16 protein-coding genes are annotated in these 19,313 nt (G+C 35.9%); 10 read left to right on the top strand and 6 right to left on the bottom strand.

What is annotated here, in order from left to right:
- Positions 1-16 precede the first annotated feature (16 nt).
- The 6 genes from GS03_RS13345 (at position 17) to GS03_RS07525 (ending at position 3,402) form a co-directional block, all read left to right on the top strand.
- On the top strand, positions 17-190 hold the full coding sequence (locus tag GS03_RS13345) for a hypothetical protein (RefSeq protein ID WP_168710285.1): 174 nt from the start codon (positions 17-19) through the stop codon (positions 188-190).
- A gap of 21 nt (positions 191-211) precedes the next feature.
- Complete coding sequence (locus GS03_RS07505) at positions 212-1,543, top strand: 2TM domain-containing protein (RefSeq protein WP_136151926.1); 1,332 nt, start codon at positions 212-214, stop codon at positions 1,541-1,543.
- A gap of 90 nt (positions 1,544-1,633) precedes the next feature.
- The gene (locus tag GS03_RS07510; RefSeq protein WP_136151927.1) at positions 1,634-1,933 is read left to right on the top strand and encodes a 2TM domain-containing protein; all 300 of its coding nucleotides are present in this window, start codon (positions 1,634-1,636) and stop codon (positions 1,931-1,933) included.
- Positions 1,926-2,246 carry a 2TM domain-containing protein gene (locus tag GS03_RS07515; RefSeq protein WP_136151928.1) on the top strand — a complete coding sequence of 107 codons (321 nt, stop codon included), beginning with the start codon at positions 1,926-1,928 and terminating at the stop codon, positions 2,244-2,246. The genes GS03_RS07510 and GS03_RS07515 overlap by 8 nt, the downstream gene beginning before the upstream one ends.
- On the top strand, positions 2,239-2,550 hold the full coding sequence (locus GS03_RS07520; RefSeq protein ID WP_136151929.1) for a 2TM domain-containing protein: 312 nt from the start codon (positions 2,239-2,241) through the stop codon (positions 2,548-2,550). The genes GS03_RS07515 and GS03_RS07520 overlap by 8 nt, the downstream gene beginning before the upstream one ends.
- 96 nt (positions 2,551-2,646) lie before the next feature.
- The gene (locus tag GS03_RS07525; protein WP_136151930.1) at positions 2,647-3,402 is read left to right on the top strand and encodes a LytR/AlgR family response regulator transcription factor; all 756 of its coding nucleotides are present in this window, start codon (positions 2,647-2,649) and stop codon (positions 3,400-3,402) included.
- Positions 3,403-3,406: 4 nt separating this feature from the next.
- Here the strand turns inward: GS03_RS07525 and GS03_RS07530 are convergent, their stop codons facing one another.
- The gene (locus GS03_RS07530; protein ID WP_136151931.1) at positions 3,407-3,958 is read right to left on the bottom strand and encodes a dihydrofolate reductase family protein; all 552 of its coding nucleotides are present in this window, start codon (positions 3,956-3,958) and stop codon (positions 3,407-3,409) included.
- A 201-nt stretch (positions 3,959-4,159) separates the two neighbouring features.
- Between GS03_RS07530 and GS03_RS07535 the strand changes: the two genes are divergently transcribed.
- The gene (locus GS03_RS07535; RefSeq protein WP_136151932.1) at positions 4,160-4,645 is read left to right on the top strand and encodes a TlpA family protein disulfide reductase; all 486 of its coding nucleotides are present in this window, start codon (positions 4,160-4,162) and stop codon (positions 4,643-4,645) included.
- Between the two features lie 6 nt (positions 4,646-4,651).
- Entirely contained in the window at positions 4,652-5,257 is a 606-nt protein-coding gene (locus tag GS03_RS07540; protein ID WP_136151933.1) for a thioredoxin family protein, read from the top strand.
- 62 nt (positions 5,258-5,319) lie between these two features.
- Here GS03_RS07540 and GS03_RS07545 read toward each other — a convergent pair whose 3' ends face one another.
- The 5 genes from GS03_RS07545 to GS03_RS07565 all read right to left on the bottom strand — a co-directional run bounded on the left by GS03_RS07545 (position 5,320) and on the right by GS03_RS07565 (position 17,255).
- Positions 5,320-12,030 carry a choice-of-anchor D domain-containing protein gene (locus GS03_RS07545; RefSeq protein ID WP_168710286.1) on the bottom strand — a complete coding sequence of 2,237 codons (6,711 nt, stop codon included), beginning with the start codon at positions 12,028-12,030 and terminating at the stop codon, positions 5,320-5,322.
- A gap of 353 nt (positions 12,031-12,383) precedes the next feature.
- Positions 12,384-13,403: a COX15/CtaA family protein gene (locus tag GS03_RS07550; RefSeq protein ID WP_136151935.1), complete on the bottom strand. Its 1,020-nt coding sequence runs from the start codon at positions 13,401-13,403 to the stop codon at positions 12,384-12,386.
- 2 nt (positions 13,404-13,405) lie between these two features.
- A complete protein-coding gene (locus GS03_RS07555; protein WP_136151936.1) occupies positions 13,406-14,827 on the bottom strand; it encodes a CCA tRNA nucleotidyltransferase in 1,422 nt (473 codons plus the stop codon).
- A gap of 13 nt (positions 14,828-14,840) precedes the next feature.
- Entirely contained in the window at positions 14,841-15,407 is a 567-nt protein-coding gene (locus tag GS03_RS07560; protein WP_136151937.1) for an L-threonylcarbamoyladenylate synthase, read from the bottom strand.
- Between the two features lie 3 nt (positions 15,408-15,410).
- Positions 15,411-17,255 carry an LTA synthase family protein gene (locus GS03_RS07565; RefSeq protein WP_246034022.1) on the bottom strand — a complete coding sequence of 615 codons (1,845 nt, stop codon included), beginning with the start codon at positions 17,253-17,255 and terminating at the stop codon, positions 15,411-15,413.
- A gap of 394 nt (positions 17,256-17,649) precedes the next feature.
- Between GS03_RS07565 and GS03_RS07570 the strand changes: the two genes are divergently transcribed.
- Both GS03_RS07570 and GS03_RS07575 read left to right on the top strand, forming a co-directional pair.
- Entirely contained in the window at positions 17,650-18,465 is an 816-nt protein-coding gene (locus GS03_RS07570; protein WP_136151939.1) for a glycosyltransferase family 2 protein, read from the top strand.
- A 28-nt stretch (positions 18,466-18,493) separates the two neighbouring features.
- Positions 18,494-19,309 (top strand): glycosyltransferase family 2 protein, encoded by an 816-nt coding sequence (locus GS03_RS07575; RefSeq protein ID WP_136151940.1) that lies wholly within the window; start codon positions 18,494-18,496, stop codon positions 19,307-19,309.
- The last annotated feature ends 4 nt before the right edge of the window (positions 19,310-19,313 follow it).

Consider the following 19,313-nt stretch of genomic DNA (forward strand, 5'->3'; position numbering starts at 1 on the left):
TTTAAATAATATAACCATGGAAAATCAACAAAAAGACACTAACAAAATCGCAGGAGCTATATTCGTAGGATGTATGTTTATCGGAATTGCAGTAGGAATGCTAATGCATAAAACGGGAGTTGGAACGCTAATCGGAATAGGCGTTGGATTTTTAGCTTCTGCGATGTACAGGTCAGAAAAGAATAAATAAAATTTTTTTAAAATTTCAGAAATGAAGCAATTAGTAAAAGAAATTCCAAGAGCAATTATTCTATCAATAGTCATTTTTTTTGTACTGTTATTGATAAGGCTTATTACAGGAAATACGATTCGGTTTGACTATGGATTCTTGGTGTATTTTGGTTACACTATGCTATACGGACTTTCGTTATATTTTGCTAATGCTGCAATTTTCATCTATTTAGACAAAGTTTTTAAAGCCAATCGGTTTACGCCCAAAAGGATATTAATTGGATTCTTAGCTTCTTTTCTGATTTCGATTTTGGTTATTTTTTTACTGCGAATTTTTGAAGATGTACTAGTCGAAGGAATTTCATTCAGCGCATTCTTAAGTAAGGAACAGTTGTCCAATTATCTTGTAGCCATCATTTTGACTTTCATCGTTACTTTGGCTTTCCACGCATTTTATTTTTATAAAGCATACGCTGAAAGCAAAGTTAAAGAACAAAAGATTATCGCCGGAACAGCTTCGGCGCAATTTGAAAGTTTAAAAAACCAAATCGATCCGCATTTCCTGTTCAATAGTTTGAATGTGTTGAGTTCGTTGATAGAAGAAAACCCGGATAATGCACAAAAGTTCACTACTTCCTTATCTAAAATCTATCGCTATGTTTTAGAGCAGAAAGACAAAGAACTGGTTTCGGTTTCAGAGGAATTGGCTTTCGCCAAAACGTATATGAATCTTTTAAAAATGCGTTTTGAAAATAGTATCACTTATGAATTGCCTGAAGGTTTTGACAATCCGGAAGCCAAAGTTGTACCGCTTTCGTTACAACTTTTATTAGAAAATACGATTAAGCACAATGTGGTTAGTGAACAAAAACCATTGCATATTAAAATTTATATCGAAAATAATTATCTCATCGTTGAGAACAATCTTCAAAAGAAAGAAGTGCTGCAGGATAGAAGAGGCGTTGGCTTGCAAAACATCGTCAACCGTTACGGACTGATTTCGGAACGTAAAATGCTGATTGAGGAAAGCCCTGATTTTTTTAAAGTAAAAATTCCAATATTAACAAAACAGATTGCTTTTATGGAAACACAAAATATATACAACGAAAACATGGCTTTTATGCGGGCCAAAGATCGCGTAGAAAAACTCAAAGGATTTTATGGCAATTTGATTTCATATTGCTGTGTGATTCCGGTACTGGTATTTATAAACCTAAAAACAGGAGGATTTCAATGGTTTTGGTTTCCAATGTTTGGATGGGGAATGGGAGTAACGTTCCATGCATTCGAAACTTTCGGCTACGGAAAATCCTGGGAAGAAAAGAAAATTCGGGAAATTTTAAACAAAGACAAACAAACTAAATATGAATAAAAAAGGTGCTAAGGCACTGAGTGGCTAAGGTTCTAAGTAAAAAAACATCAGAGTCTCAGAGCCTCAGAACCTCAAAACCTCAAAAAAAATATGGAACAATTTAATCAAGAATTCGAAAGATACCAACGTGCTCAAAAGCAGGTTGAAGAAATCAAAGGTTTTTACGGACATTTACTTTCTTATGTATTAGTGATGCTCTTTCTTATGTTCATCAACTTAAGATATTCACCACAATATTTGTGGTTCTTTTGGCCAATGTTAGGTTGGGGAATAGGACTGTTATTTCACGGACTAAAAGCGTTTAACTACACGCCATTCCTGGGAAAAGAGTGGGAACAAAGAAAAATAAAAGAATTTATGGATCAGGAAAAACAAAACAAATATGAATAATTATAGCCTAAGTCCGGACGAAATAAAATACCAGCAGGCATTAAAACGTGTCAAAAGGATAAAAGGATTTTATACACATGCTGTAGTTTATGTAGTAATTAATATTGTAATCATCTTTTCAAAAATTAATTTTACAGGCAATGGTACCTGGAATTTTGAATTGAGAAATTTATCCACAGCATTTTTTTGGGGAATCGGATTACTCGCACACGGAATGTCAGTCTTCATGCCAACATTGCTAATGGGCAAAGACTGGGAAGAAAGAAAAATAAAAGAGTTTATGGATCAGGAAAAACAAAATAAATATGAATAATTATAACCTAAGTCCGGACGAAATAAAATACCAGCAGGCATTAAAGCGTGTCAAAAGAATCAAAGGATTTTACTCGCATTTGGTGGTATATGTTGTAATCAATGTGATGTTGCTTATTGTGAATTATAAAAATTCAAGTGAAGGCTGGAGATGGGAAATGTTTGTTACTCCTTTATTTTGGGGAATCGGTGTACTGGCGCACGCACTTTCCGTTTTTCTGCCAACCATACTCATGGGTAAAGACTGGGAAGAAAGAAAGATTAAGGAACTAATGGAAAAGGAAAGACAAAATAAGTGGGAGTAGAAAGGTGCTATGGCACTAAATAGCTAAGGTTCTAAGTAAAAAAAACCTCAGTACCTTAGAGCCTCAGAACCTCAGAACCTCAGAACCTCAAAAAATATGAACATCATCATCATCGAAGACGAAAAACCCGCAGCACGTTTACTACAGCGTAAAGTGGAGAAATTAGGTTTGCAGGTAAATCAAATGCTGCATTCTGTGGAAGAATCCATTCATTGGTTTAATTCGAATCCGCATCCCGATTTGATTTTCCTTGACATACAATTATCCGATGGTTTGTCGTTCGAAATCTTTGAAACCATTGATATCAAAAGTGCAGTGATTTTCACGACGGCTTATGACGAATATGCGCTGCGTGCTTTCAAACTGAATAGCATTGATTATTTGCTTAAGCCAATTGACGAAGACGATTTAGAAACCGCTGTCAACAAATTCAAAGCGCGAAATATCAGTGCGCCCAATTTGTCGCTCGACTTTGAAATGATAAAGAAAATGCTGGTAAACCCAATGGACAGAAACTACAAAAAACGTTTCACTATCAAAATGGGACAGCAGTTAAAGATGATTAACATTGAAGAAGTAGAATGTTTCTATAGCGAAAACAAAGGAACCTACCTACACACTTTTGACAACCGTGATTATCTTCTAGACAACACTTTGGAACAACTCGAAACCGAACTTGACCCAAAGGATTTCTACCGTGTTTCCCGCAAATTCATCATCCCGATGAAAGGAATAAAAGAAATCCAGATTTACAGCAACTCAAGATTAAAAGTCATTCTTCCCACTTATAAAGACGATGAGGTTATTGTAGCACGCGAACGGGTGAATGATTTTAAGGAATGGTTGGGTTAATTGTTTACTCTCGTATCGGCTCATAATAAAATACTGTTGCACCTGAGCTTAGTGATTTTGTCTTAATGAGTTTCAACATAATTTTGTCCGTGATTTGGTCAAAAAGGAATAGCCCTTTCCCTTCAATGATAGGGTGAATACAAATTTGTAATTCGTCAACAAGATTGCTGTTTAAAAGTTGAATAATCAAGCTCCTACTTCCAACAAGTATGTCCTTATCTGCTTGTTGTTTGAGCTCCATGACTTCTTCTTCAAGAGGTCTTTTTACAAGTTCTGCACTTTTCCAGCCAGTGTCTTTTAGTGTGTTGGAAAAAATAAGTTTTTGAATTTTGTCTATTGAAATTGCAAAGTCGTCCATTGATTTTTTACCTGAAGGATTTTGCAATAGTGTTTGCCAAAATTGCATGAGTTGGTAGGTTGTTCGTCCATACAGAATTACTCCTGCATTATCTACTAGGTCAGAATAATGTTGATGCAGTTCTTCGTCTGCAATTCCTGTCGTATGGTCGCAAACACCGTCAAGTGTCATATTGAATGCTGCAATTACTTTTTTCATATTTATTTTTTACTGTCTGTTTGTGGGTTGTCCTACAATGACCGCTAACTCATAAATAAACACATGTCCATTTATAATAGTAAAAATAACAAAAAATAGTACAGAAATAGTTTCTTAAACTCAAACGGTATGGTAAAATTTTGTTAAGTAGTTTCCAACCTTGACGCTAAGTTAGTAAATTCGTCAGGCTTAACTTTTTCAATGAAACAACTTTTACTTATATCCTTTTTCTTGACCATTGTTCAAACATCGATAGCGCAGGAACTTGCGGTATATGATAGGTTTGCCAATTTTGAAAAAGCCATTATCAAAAATGATGATAAGATATATGTGATTAATTTTTGGGCAACCTGGTGCGCGCCCTGCATCAAAGAGTTACCGTATTTTGAAAAACTGCATCAGCAAAATAAAAACGTAATAGTAATTCTCGCCAGTCTTGATAGCAAAAAAGATATAGAAAAGAAACTTATTCCGTTTGTCAAAAGAAGAAAAATAACCGCTCAGGTTGTTTCTCTAAATGATAAAGATTACAACAGCTGGCTCCCAAAAATAGACCAGGATTGGTCAGGTTCTATTCCGGCAACATTCATTTTCAGCGGAAATCAAAAGCTGTTTGCCGAAAGAGAATTTGATAATTTCAACGAACTTAACGACTATGTCAACACATTTATTAATCAAAAAAAATAATTTATTATGAGAGCTATTCCATTAGTTTTTGCATTTGTTTCTTCCTTTCTAATAGGAGAGAGTATGGTTTCTGAAGGGTATCAACCCGGAGATAAAGCCACTGATTTCAAACTAAAATCAGTTGACGGAAAAACCTATAGTATGTCCGATTACAAAGACGCTAAAGGTTTTATAGTAGTGTTTACGTGCAATACATGTCCGTTTGCGATTAAATATGACGACCGTGTTAATGCTTTGGCCAAAAAATACAAATCCAAAGGCTATGTGCTCTTAGCCATAAATCCGAATGATCCCGATGTGCAACCGAAAGATGCTTATAATTTGATGCAGGCGAAAGCCAAAGACAAAGGATTTGTTTTTCCGTATTTGGTTGATGAAGGGCAAAAGATTTATCCGCAATATGGCGCAACGAAAACACCACATGCCTTTTTACTCGATAAAAATTTAGTGGTTAAATACATCGGAGCGATTGATGATAATTCGGATGATGCTTCAGCAGTAAAAGAGAAATATCTTGAAAATGCTATCGCAGCATTGGAAAGTGGAAATGATCCATCTCCGGCAACGACAAAAGCCATTGGCTGTTCGATAAAAACAAACAAGAAAGTATAAAAAAGTCCCGATTTAATCGGGACTTTTTTTGTTAACCTTGCTAACCTATCTAAAGCAACCGTTTATTTAATCAGTATTTTTTTAGCGATGATTCCTTTATCTGTACTTACTTTTACAACATAAGTTCCCTTACTAAGCCCCGAAGCCGATAGTTGAATACTATTTTGGTTTTCTTTGTCCGCTGTCCAATTCATTATATTTTGCCCTACCATATTGAACAGGGCAACCGATTTCACAGTGGTATCCTCCAACTCATTTTTGATGTTTATCATATTGTCCGCCTGCGAATGGGTTAGCACAATTCCATAGTTTACTGTATCATCCTTTAGTGTACTAAGTGACGTTGGGCTCTGCATAAATCGCAATGAAAATCTGTTTTCAAAGGTTCCAACCGGCAAACTAACTTTAAAATTTTCTGATTTAATACTGTTGTAGGTGTCGTCTTCACTGTCATAAATGTATATCTCCTGACGGTCATTAAAATTTTCCAGTGAATCGAGTCCAATAGTAATAGTTCCCGCAGTGGCGTTTTTAACACCCAAAGGATAAATGTTGTTCGGATTGAAATAACCATCACCGTTAATATTCAATTTATCAGTTCCGTTAATGAAATACATATCATTAGTAAGCGTCTCAATGCTTAAACCATCATAACCCGCATCATATCCTGAAGTGGCATGTTCGTTCATAAAACCTAACAGGATTTGTCTGTGATAATTGTCCTTTGAAGTATATCCTAATCTTATTTTTGTAAATTGTTCCTGCTCAATAGGGTCAGGTCTATTATTATGCATCGGATCAGCAACAACATCCCTTCCTGCTCTATCCATTCTGAACATAGTATAAGAATTGACTGCGTCTTCTTTGATAAATAACCTTTGACCATTGTTAAATGTAATTGTTCCACCACTGGCCGAACCTGTTACAAAGAATCCCTGCCCAACCGGAATGAATCTTTTTGGAATTTTACTACTTGAACCCGCTCCACTTATCCCTGCCGGAGCAACCGGTGGTGTTCCGCCCGTTTTTGTATAGGTGGCATAACCGCCCTGATATTGAATAGTCATATGCGAAGTATTTGTGTTATAATGCTCCCACAGGTATAATGTTCCAGTTATACTCGAAGCATTGTCATCAATAAACTTATCGGCATCAATAGCAGATGTGTAAGGATTTCCACAAAGGTTTAGATTATTGGGACCAACTGTCGAAGTAATAGTCCCATTATTTGGCTTACCAAAAAAAGTATAATTTTGATTAGCCGCTGCTGAACCACATCCTTTGAGAGTATATCCTTGTCCTGGCAATAATGTTCCGTTAGGTCCAACCTGCGACCAGTTGGCATAGTTATTTGTTGAGTTTTGGAATTTAAATATCCAATAGCTGCTTAGGGTGATAGGCGTCGTTGGTGATCCATTATAACCACTAACCCAAGTAATGTTTTGTGGGGTTGATGTAGTACCGTCTTTCATAACCCCTCCAACTGTATAGCCATTGTTGTTGGATGTTGTGTTGATAGTACTAACAGGAGAACTCCAATAATTGTAATTGTATAGATTTGATTGTCCTTGTTGGTCTCTTTCTATATATCCTGCACTTGTAACATCTAAATCACTTGTGCTATTTTGTACTAATTGTGATTTTCCTTCCAAATCTATTTTCCCGTTTAATGACAACCACCAAGTATTGTTTAGTGCTTGGTCACCATTTACAGTCAGACTTTTGCCAGAATCCACTATTAAACCTAGATCTGTTCTAGAAACAGTGGTTGTGTTAAGGTGTTTTACGTTTACAATAGTACTGTAATTATTTACATCAGTGCCTTGAATGTCTTTGGTGGCATCGGTAACTGCTGTGGCTAAATCTCCATCAGCAATTGTTACAAAAGGCATTGGTGCTTGTTGTAAGTATATGTTTTTGTGATTGTATAGTTTAGTTCCTGTAACATCAATAACAGAAGATGTGGTTAAATTATCTAAAATATCATCTTTATACGCATCCATTCTATAATAACGCAACAGATTAGTAAACGTTAATGCTCCTGAAGTTGAGGTTGTTAGGTCTTGGGCTATTTCTTTTCCTGTAATATAAGCTCCTGTTAAATTTGTATTGGTACCTAATTCTTGGTATACCATTCGCTGTACTTGATCGTCTGTTAGTCTAACATTAAATACACGTACTTCATCTACTTTTCCTTTAAAGAAATTGGTGCTAGTACTTGGACTTCTGCCTATTGTTAATAATGAGGCATCAACAATAGCACCTGTTGGTGTTGTTGAAGTTGCAACTTTAACTCCGTTAACATACAAATTTAAATTGTTTGCACTATAAGTTGCTGCAACATGATACCATCTTGACATATCTAAAGCAGTTGGAGAACTTATTGTAGTACCATTACAGGTTACTTGTACAATTCTACTGCTATTCACTTTCAAATTGAAACTGTCTTGTCCAACTATAAAACCTGTACTAGAGAAAGCACTATTTAGGTCAATCCAAGCCATTAGAGATCCTGCAGAACCTGCTAAAACGGCTACGTCTTGAGCGTAATCATTTCGACCATCAAAATCCAGGAATAGGCTTTTGTTTAAATTTCTTGGTGAGCCTTTAGCAGTTGTGTCATTATCAAATGAATCCAAAATACCATCTTTGTCTATGTCTGTAGAACCATCAAGAATACCATCATTATTTGCATCTATAACTTTTGGGGCATATATTAATTTGTTGTTGGCAATATCGTAGATTCCTGCACCACTTGATGTGATATCTAAATAATCGGGAGTTCCATCTCCATCTGTGTCTTTTGTAATTGCTTGATTTAGATTTCCGTATTGGTCGCTAAAAGAATTTCCGGCACCTAAACTCTTGTCAAATAAATCTAAAATACCATCTCCAATAAGCTCTGCAGTTCCATTACCATCAGTGTCTTTGGATCTGAAAGTTTCGGTGTCTGATCCATCTCCTAGACCATTGCCAGTGATGTCACCATCTCCATTGGTGAAAGTTGATACTCCCGTATTGTCTGGTCCTTCATCTACATCAAAGACACTGTCATTATCACTGTCTAAATCTAAATAATTAGGTACACCATCTCCATCAGAATCTATTGCTGCTAGTGCAGCTGAAGCTTCGGCACTATTATGAAGGCCATCTGCATCAGCATCTGTCCATGTTGCATCAATTTTTCCTCTGCCGTTGCTTAAGCTTCCTAATCCTGCTTCAACTACATCAGAAACACCATCATTATCACTGTCTAAATCAAATATATCGGCAACTCCATCATTGTCATAATCACATAGAGATTGTGTAATTAAGATGTCGTCAATAGCTAAGTCGTTTCCAGAACCACCAGGAGCATTGTTGATAAATACCACTTTGAATGAATTTACACTTAAGTTTAAAGAAGCAGTAAATTGCTTCCAGTCGGTAGAGGAAGGTGTAGTAGCAGATGGCGCAATATCACCAGTATTTATGGTTTGCAATACAACATCACTCATGTCTCTAAATTCTACTTTAATATTAGGTCTTGTTCTAGAACCAATGCCACTTGCATCGGCACGGTCTAAATTTATAACCCAAAAGCTGTAAGTAATGGGTACACCAGGTAAAGCACCTGTGATTGTGGCTGTGTAGAATGTACCTGCAGTTGCTGCAGCATTAAACATTGCCATTCTACCATTTGTATCTCCTGTTGTATGGTCTTCTCCAGTATACCATTGTCCTGCTGCCCATGTTGCAATTTGTGCACTTGGTCCTACTGTATATTCTCCGTCATCTAAATTAGTACTGGTTGTACTTGAACAAGTTGCTCCACTACCAGTACCGGCTTCATAGCAATAAGTGGTTTCTGCTGTATAGGTAGTATTAATAGTTACTCTGCTTGCTCCTGCTCCAAAGTCTTCATTCAAGAATTTATAATTGGCCTTGGTTCCATTGGCCAGATTACAATTTGTTTCTTCCGTAGTATCTGTTATTCCATCATTGTCATCATCTGTGTCAATATTGTCATTGATGCCATCACCATCACTGTCATAGAAGGTTTGGCTTCCTACACCTTGTATGTCAAAATTATAAGGATTTTCGTTAGCGTCATTATTTACAATAGTAATTGACGCTACTTTTGTCCCTATACTGCTTGGGTCAAATGTTATTGTAAAAGTTGTACTTGCTCCTGCTGCTACTGAAGCACTTGTTGATGTAGTATTGACTGAAAATTCGGCTGCACCAGTTCCAGATAATGTAATGGTTCCAATTGTTAAAGAACCAACTCCTGTATTTTGAATAGTATAGGTTTTAATTATTGATCCTATGGTGTAATCTTGTGATCCAAAATCAGTATAATCAGTTGTTGTTGGGGTTGTATCTCCATCAACAATTGTTGTCGAATTGGCTACAACATTTATCTCTTGCTCCGCACCTGTTCCTTGAATGTTAAAATTATAAGGGTTTTCGTTAGCATCATTATTTACGAAAGATATTGCAGCGGTTCTTACTCCCAGAGCACTAGGGTCAAAGATCACTGTAAAAGTAGTACTTCCTCCAGCTGCTACTGAAGCACTTGTTGATGTAGTGTCTAATGTGAAATCTGCAGCATGGGTTCCTGATAACGTAAAGGCACCAATTGTTAGAGTATCTCCTCCAGTATTTTGAATAGTATAGGTTATTGTTTTTGTTCCTGAAGTATAATTTACTTGATCAAAATCAGTATTATCAGTAAGGGCAGGGGTAGTGTCTCCATCGGCAATTGTTGTAGCATTTCCTAAAACATTTATTTCTTGTTCGGTTCCTGTTCCTTGTAGAGCAAAATTATATGGATTTTCATTTGGATCATTATTCACAATGGATATAGCGGCAGTTCTTATTCCTACAGCACTTGGATTGAATGTTACTGAAAAGGTTGTAGAACTACTTCCTCCTAATGAAGAAGCTGGAGCAGCCGTAAGGGTGAAATCAGCAGCATTAGTTCCTGAAAATGAAATGGCTCCAATTGTTATCAGACCACCACTGCCCGTGTTTTCAATGGTAAAAGTTTTTACAACAGTTCCTGAACTGACACCTGTTGAACCAAAATCAGTTCCTTTAGTTAAACTTGTGCCGGTGTCTCCATCTGAAATACTTGATCCATTGACTCCGACAACATTTATATCTGCGTTACCAGATAATGCTGTAAGGGTAAAGGTGTACGGATTTTCATTACTGTCATCATTTGGTATTGATATGATTACTGTTCTTAAACCAGTTGACGAAGGAGTGACTGTTACGACAAAAGTGGCACTTGCTCCAGCAGCTATTGCAGTTGAAGTAGGAACAGAAGCTGAAAAATTGGCTGAGTTGGTTCCGCTAAAAGTAATGGCTCCAGTAATATTTAATGTCGCCCCACCAGTATTTTGTATAGTGAATGTTCTCGTATATGAAACGCCACTGGTTACAGGTCCAAAATCAGTATAATCAGTAGTAGAAGTAGCACTATTACCGTTTGGGATTGAAGTTGGAGTTGAACCTCCTTGAATATTAATTTCTGCAGGACCTGTTGATCCCGTTCCTGTAAGGGCAAAATTATACGGATTTTCATCCCCATCATTGGTCACAATAGAAATAGTTGTAGGATGAGTTCCAGCAGCAGCTGGCGAATAGGTTACGGTAAATGTAGCACTACCACCACTAGTTATAGGGGAACTTGGAGATGTGTATGTGTAATTGGTAACATCGCCTAAAGTTATTGCACCAATAGTCAAATCAGCTCCTCCTATATTGTATATAGTGAATGTTCTTACTACTGGCGTAAGAACGGCTGTAGAACCAAAATCAGTATGATTGGCTAATGATGTTCCTGCAGCATTATCAACAATGTTAGCACCGTTTCCTTGAATGTTAATTTCAGGCACTGCTGTTCCTACTCCTGTAATATAAAAATTATATGGATTTTCGTCAGTGTCATTTGTTACGATAGATATAGTTGAATCTTTTGTCCCTCCAGTTGTAGGGTTGAAAGTAACTACAAAAGTGGTCGATCCTCCGCCAGCTACCGAGGCAGCTGGTAGAGTTGTAACAGTATAGTTTGTAGGATCTCCAAAAGTTATCGCTCCTATTGTTAAAGTGCCAGTACCTGTATTTTGTATGGTATAAGTGCGGGTTACGCCTGTTCCAGTATTGGTTGTGCCAAAATCAGTATGATTTGTTGTTGAAGCTGTTCCTGCTCCAGAGTTGTCAACTATATTCGTGCTGTTTCCTTGAATATTTATTTCTCCAGGTGTTGAATTATCTATTACTTGAATTTTAGCAATCTCCATAGTATTACTACAATACACATAAATAGTCCCTGCACCGCCTGTGTAGGTAGCCGTTAGAACATTCGTATATGGAGATGGACTAGCAGAGGTGTATGACGCTAAAACAGAAGTGCCATCAGAAATAGAAGCTGTACGGCCAGTTGAACTTGTTCGCACCCATATTTTTACAGTAGAAGCTCCTGTAACTGAAAAAGACACGGCACGGTTTGTCGGTAATGGTCCTGTTATACCCGCAAACGTCATAGCTCTTGTAGAAGTAAAACCATCACTATAAGTATATGCAGAAGCAGCAATAGCACCTACAGTAGACCCAGATGAAATTATATTCAAGCCAGTGCCTAAATAATTAGCAGTATTAGTGCTAACACCTGCTGTTGATGTCCAGACACCTGTATCGGAAAAATCCCAAGTTCTATTTTGAGCGTTTGTTAATGCTGTTGCTAATAGCATTAGTAATATCAATAAAAGTAATTTTTTTTTCATAATCGATATGCGTAAAAGATAATGAATTCGTATTTGGTTTACTTTCTTAAAATAAATTATGGAATGTGTTTTTATTTCATCTTGAAAACATTGTGCAATCGATTGCATAAAAATTGCAACTGTTACAAACTTAGAAAAAAATATTGTTTTAAATTGTTATTTTTGCATTATTTATCAACATTTTTTTTATATAATGCTTTTTTTCTTATAAAAACATGAAATGTAATCGGAAAAAGACGATTTTTTATGAGAATAAGTCAAGTGAATGTCATAAAAACATTAAATAATTCTCACAAAAGCTAGTTGTTTGACGCTAACTTTTTTAAAATCAGGCTATAAAGGATTAAGATTTTTTACTTACTCAATCGATGAAGGGTAAATGTCATAGCAGTAAGCAGGAAAAACGCAGTAATCTGATGAATCAATCCCAACCAAAGCGGAACGCTGTAAAGCAACGTGAAAACGCCTAAAGTAAATTGCAAAAAGACAATTAGTACTAAAGCATTCAATCCGTTTTGTTGTTGAACTGTTAAAGTATATTTTTTGCTCTTGAAGTATAAAAATAATATCAATCCAACCACAACATAAGCCATAGTCCTGTGTATAAACTGAACACCGCTTTTGCCTTCGGTAAAACGTGTTAACCAGGAATCTTTTTCTAAAGAAATACTTTCATGGAAAAATTGTCCGTCGCTCATTAATGGCCAATGATTGTGTATCAAACCGGCATTTAAACCAGCAACAAATCCACCATAAATAATTTGGATTAAAAGAAAAATCAAAGTAATTCGAGCCAATTTTTTCAACTCAACAACCACAAATTTCTTTTCAGGATACATCAAATCTAAAGCAACCCATAGTGTATATGCAAAGGTGATGAAAGCAAAAGTTAAGTGTAAAGCCAAACGAAAATGACTTACGTCGGGATTGTCAACCAAACCGCTTTTTACCATAAACCAACCAAAAAAACCTTGCAAAGCACCCATTCCTAAGAGCACGAAGCATTTATTCAGCGTCGCTTTATCAATTCGTTTTTTAATCAGGAAATAGAAAAACGGAACGATGAAAACTAATCCAATAATTCGACCTATAAAACGGTGAAACCATTCCCAGAAATAAATAAACTTATAATCAGCAAGCTGAAAGTCGTTATGAATGTTGATTTTTTGATACTCAGGAAACTGCTTATAAGCATCAAAAGCCTGCTGCCATTTTTCTTCTGTCAAAGGTGGCAAAGTATCGGTAACCAAATGCCAGTCGGTCATTGATAAACCCGAATTTGTCAAACGGGTAATTCCGCCAACGACAACCATGATAAATACTAAAACACAACCTGAAAGTAGCCAGTAAATAACGGCTTTGTCTTTTTTCATTTTTAAACTTTTTTCAAACCTAATTTCTCCGCGCGTTGCAAAACAAAATCATACGCTGCTTGATATTCATTCGGAATTTCACCTTCGAGAATTGCTTCTTTTACAGCTTCTTTTAAAACTCCGATTTCACGTGATGGTTTTAAATTGAAGAGTTCCATAATTTCTTCACCAGAAATTGGAGGCTGAAAATTACGGACATGATCACGCTCTTCGACTTCAATTATTTTTCTGCGGACAATATCAAAATTGTTGTGATACTTTTTAAACTTAGCTGGATTCTTAGTCGTGATATCCGCTTCGCATAACGTCATCAGATTATCAACATCTTCTCCGGCATCAAAAACCAAACGACGCACAGCCGAATCGGTAACAATATCTTCTGAAAGTACGATTGGTCTTGAACTCAGCATCACCATTTTGGCCACAAATTTCATCTTTTGATTCAACGGCATGTGCAATCTTTCAAAGATTTTCTTTACCATTTTTCCGCCAAGGAATTCGTGTCCGTGGAATGTCCAGCCTTGTTTTTTGCTGAAACGTTTGGTTGGTGCTTTTCCAATATCATGTAGTAAAGCCGCCCAGCGTAACCAAACATCATCTGTATTCGGACAAATATTATCAACGACTTCGAGTGTATGATAAAAATTGTTTTTATGCGTATGACCTTCAATTTCTTCTACATTATTCAAAGCCGTAAGTTCAGGAAGAATAATATCTAAAAGTCCGGTTTTGTATAAATGTAAAAAGCCAATCGATGGTTTTTCAGTAGATAGAATTTTATTCAATTCGTCCACAATTCGTTCACCCGAAATAATCTTAATCCGTTCTTTATTTCTTTCGATTGCCTTTAATGATTCGGTTTCAATCACAAAATCCAATTGCGTCGAAAAACGAATCGCACGCATCATTCGAAGCGGATCATCAGAATAAGTAATATCTGGATTTAAAGGTGTTTTGATAAGTTTGTTTTCCAAATCGGCTAAGCCGTTGAATGGATCAACCAAATCACCATAATTATTTTGATTTAATGAAAAAGCCAAGGCATTAATCGTAAAATCACGACGGTTTTGATCGTCTTCCAATGTTCCATTTTCAACAACCGGATTTCGGCTGTTTTCAGAATAGCTTTCTTTTCGGGCACCAACAAACTCGATGTCGATTTCTTTGTAACGAAGCATTGCTGTACCGTAGTTTTTGAAAACCTGAACTTTTGGTTTGTGTGGTAATAATTCGGAAACTTTTAAAGCCAAATCAATTCCGGAACCAATGGCAACAATGTCAATATCTTTCTTAAAATCGCGCTGCAATAAATAATCACGTACAAAGCCACCAATCACATAGCTTTCGAGCTTAAGTTCTTGTGAAGCTTTTGAAATGATTTCAAAAATTTTATTGTCTAATGCTATTTTGAAGTTTTTTGACACTAAATATGATAAGTTACTTGCGAATAATTTTCACCTGATTGTCCAGCGAAAGCTTTATAATCGTTGACGGTTTATCGCAAATTTTTTCGTGGTGCAAATTTACTACATAGTCAACACCTTTTATAATTTCGGGACTAATTTCTTTGAAAGATTTTGGTGTAAAATTCCCGGAGATATTTGCCGAAGTCGAAACCAAAGGTTTTTTCATGCGTTCCATCAGTTTAAAACAAAACGGTTCTTTCACCAATCGAACACCGAGCGTTTTGTCATCCGCAATAATATTCGCTGCTACATTTCGTGGATTATCCAAAATCAAAGTCGTTGGTTTCTCCGATAAATCCATGATTTGCCAGGCAGTTTCGGGAATTTCCTTGAAAACATTGTACATCATTTTTTCGCCATTCATCAAAACAATCATGCTTTTAGATTCTTCGCGTTGTTTTAAAGCGTAGATTTTTTTTACTGCTTCAGCATTCGTCGCATCACAGCCAATTCCCCAAACGGTATCAGTAGGATAGAGGATGATGCCACCATTTTGGATGACTTCGAATGCTTTGTGTACTTCTGAATTTATATCCATTGCTTAATGCTTTACAGTCTTTTTTTTCGCTTTTAAATCATTGCCTTTCATCGTATAATACCACGCCAAAGCCATTAGTTTGTTGTGTTTTAGCTCCAAATTGCTTTTCTTTAGATTGATTTCTTTGAACGTGTTTAAATCAATTTTTTCGATGTTGGCATCTTTTGGGAAATAATACAAATCATTGCCTTCAATCATTTTGCCAAAAGCGATGCCTTCGTTTTTCCCTTTGGTAAACATCGATTCACCAAAACTATAATACTCAAAACCTTTTGGCGCAATCATTTCAATAAGTGTCGGCATAATATCAATATGGCTTCCTGGAGTCAAATTGAGTGATTTCGGAATTGATTTTCCGTACATGATATAAGCAACCGATGATTTCTCGTAAAGGTTTGGTTTGCTGTTGATGAACTTCCTCCCAAAATGATCACCGGTAAAATTGAATATAGAACCTGTAAATTCTTTTTCGGCTTTTCTAACAAAATCGCCAAGTGCTTTGTCTCCATACCAAAGATGTCCTAATTCCTTCAGATTCATCGCTCCGTCATAATATTTTTTCATCGCAGCCGGAAAATCATCAGTCGATTTATAGGGAAAACCTTTGGCTTCCAAATCAACGGTATATGGTGCGTGATAGCTTGTCGTCAGTATGATATTTAGCGAATATTTATTTTTATCCGTATTTTTCATTACTAAGTTGAAGAGTTTTTCATCTTCAATTCCCCAACCGCCTTTATCCGTTTCTCCACCACCATCAACACCGGAAATAATTCGGTCAACGCCATAATATTTGGATAAATCGCCTATGTTTTCCCATGACAAAAATCCACCGTAATAGAAGTTGGTTTCGTAGCCCAATTTTTTAAACTGTGTAAAAATCGATGTTTCAAAAGGTTCTCCAGCCATTCCGATATGACTTAGGTTAATACCACAATTTGGCACGTTGGTCATTATGGCTCCAAAGGAATCAATAGTCGTATTTCCGGATGGTAAAAAGTGGCTGAAATGTGTTCCGTTTTTGGCAATGGCTGTCAGATTATCCGAAAAGTGAAATGGTCGGTATTTATCCATCAATGGCCACGAATCGTAACTTTCCATCACGATAAGGAATATCTGTTTTGGTTTTTCGATTGTTGGGCCCTGAGCAGTTTTTCGGACAACGTCAGTAACTTTATCCTGCGGAAAAGTTGCTTTAAAAAGTTTGTCATCCATGTATGGATTTTTGTTGCCTACTTTATTCAGTCGGTTAAAATCCTTGATGGCATATCGTAATGACCTAAACGGATTGACGATAGTTTTATTTAAAAAATTATCATGAGAAACGCCAGAGTATTGTCTTAGTGCCGGTATTGAAGAAAAAGAACCGCGGATTCCTGAGACAAACAAAAAAAGGAAAATAATAACGATTACGTAGTTGCTTTTTTTGAAGTTGATTTTGGATAATAAACCATAAATACGTTCTTTTTTTTCAAAATAGTTGAAAATATAAATGCCTAAAATAATGGTCAGAATGATAATCAAACTATTTAAAATTGGGTGAAAATCAACTAGAATTGTATTTAAAACAGCTTTTTTATCGTCATACAATGCTAAGAAAAGAAAGTGATTAAATTGATCACCATATTCTTTGAAATAGTTAATGGTAACCACACAAATCAAGGTCGAAAGTACCACAAAAAGAACCTGATGAATTTTTCTTGTGACAGTAATTATTTTGAATTTATTAAAAGGAGAAAAAACCAGAAGAAACAAAAGCGGAATCATTAAGAAGTAGGCAATTGCTGTACAATCAAACCGAAATCCCATTAAAAAAACATTAAATAAGTCTTTGATATTCAATTCCATAGTTATTTTTTTGTAAAAAATAGCTATAAAAATTATTCTAAAAAGAGTAAAAAATAACACTCCAAAAAACCAAAAGAATATTAAGTTACTGAGTTCTTTTAAAAAACCTTTCCGTTTAAGTTCAAATGCCATGCTTTTTTTTAGATTGTTAGTTTTGATTTGTGAAGCTTTATTCAATTTTAGTTTCTCTTCCGGGAAATGTAGTGTCCTCTAATAGATAATGAACATACGTATTTATGAATTTTTGGTAAAATTAGTTTTTTTTTTTAAGTTCAGAAGTATTAAGTCATTATGTTATTAAATCTAGTTACACGATTGTTTGAGATAATATTCTGCAAAGACTTCTGCTTGCTTCCTTATATAAAATCCAATTTATTCTTTATGTTTGTATTGTATGAAATTGTCAATAATTATTTCCACATATAATTCAGAAGAATGGTTGCACAAAGTGTTGCTAGGTTATACTATTCAGACAGAAAATGATTTTGAGATTATTGTGGCAGATGATGGCTCAACCAATAAAACCAAAGCCGTTGTTGAAGGTTTTGCAAGTAAATTTAAGAATCCCATCATACACGTTTGGCATGAAGACAATGGTTTTAGAAAGTGTAAAATTCTGAATCAGGCCATCCTAAAATCCAATTCCGATTACCTTTTGTTTACCGATGGTGATTGCATTCCCAGAAAAGATTTTGTGGCAACTCATTTGAAATCAAAAGAAGCAGGCTATTTTCTTTCGGGTGGTTATTTTAAGCTTCCTATGTTTATTTCAAAAGCCATTTCGGATTCGGATATTCTTGACCAGAAATGTTTCCAAATTCCATGGTTGAAAAAACAAGGCTTAAAGATTAATTTTAAATGGACAAAGCTGAGTAACAATGCCTATTTTGCGGCATTTATGAATTGGCTGACACCAACAAAACGTTCCTGGAACGGTCATAATTCTTCCGGATTTAAATCGGATATTTTAGCAATCAATGGGTTTAATGAACTACTCGATTATGGAGGAGAAGACAGGGAAATGGGAGAGCGATTGTTCAACAATGGTTTGCTGTCAAAACAAATTCGGTATTCTGCTATTTGTGTGCATTTGGATCATCCGAGAAGTTATGTCAATGAAGAAAAAATTGAAATTAATAATGCCGTTAGAAGATTCAATAAAAAGAATAATATAATCTGGATTGAAACTGGAATCGAGAAACACAAATAATGTGTAATTTTGCCACAATTAATTAAGTATGACACTATCTGTTATTTTTAGCACGTATAATTCAGAGGAATGGCTCGAAAAAGTAATTCTTGGGTTTAGCGTACAAACTTTTAGAGATTTTGAGATTATCATAGCCGATGATGGTTCGAGAGCGGCTACCAAAGAATTAATTGATAGATTACGTGCTGAGATATCCATTCCAATAATCCATGTTTGGCAGGAAGACAAGGGTTTTCAAAAATCTCAAATCCTCAACAAAGCAATACTTGCCGCCACTTCCGATTATTTAATTTTCACTGATGGCGATTGCATTCCGAGAAAGGATTTTGTTGAAGTTCATCACAATTACAGAGAAGAAGGTTATTTCCTTTCGGGAGGTTATTTTAAACTACCTATGTCTATCTCTAAGGCAATTACCAAAGAAGATATTCTCCAGCAAAATTGTTTCAACCTCAATTGGCTTAGGTCTCAAGGGCTGAAAAGTAGTTTTAAGAATGTAAAGTTTATCGCTTCCGGATTTTTGAGCAAAGTCCTCAATTCTGTAACACCAACGAATGCTTCCTGGAATGGTCACAATTCTTCAGGATGGAAAAAAGATTTGATGGAAGTCAACGGTTTCAATCAGGAAATGCAATATGGCGGTCAGGATCGGGAACTTGGAGAGCGATTATTTAATAAAGGACTCAAGTCAAAGCAAATTCGATACTCAGCTATTTGTGTTCATTTAGACCATAAACGAGGTTATGTAAACGAGGAAACCTGGAAGAAAAACAAGGGAATACGGGAAACGACGAAGAAGGAAAAGGTAATTTGGACAACTCACGGAATTAAAAAAAGCAATTAGCAAC

It is taken from the genome of Flavobacterium sangjuense, assembly GCF_004797125.1.
GTDB classification, from domain to species: Bacteria; Bacteroidota; Bacteroidia; order Flavobacteriales; family Flavobacteriaceae; genus Flavobacterium; species Flavobacterium sangjuense.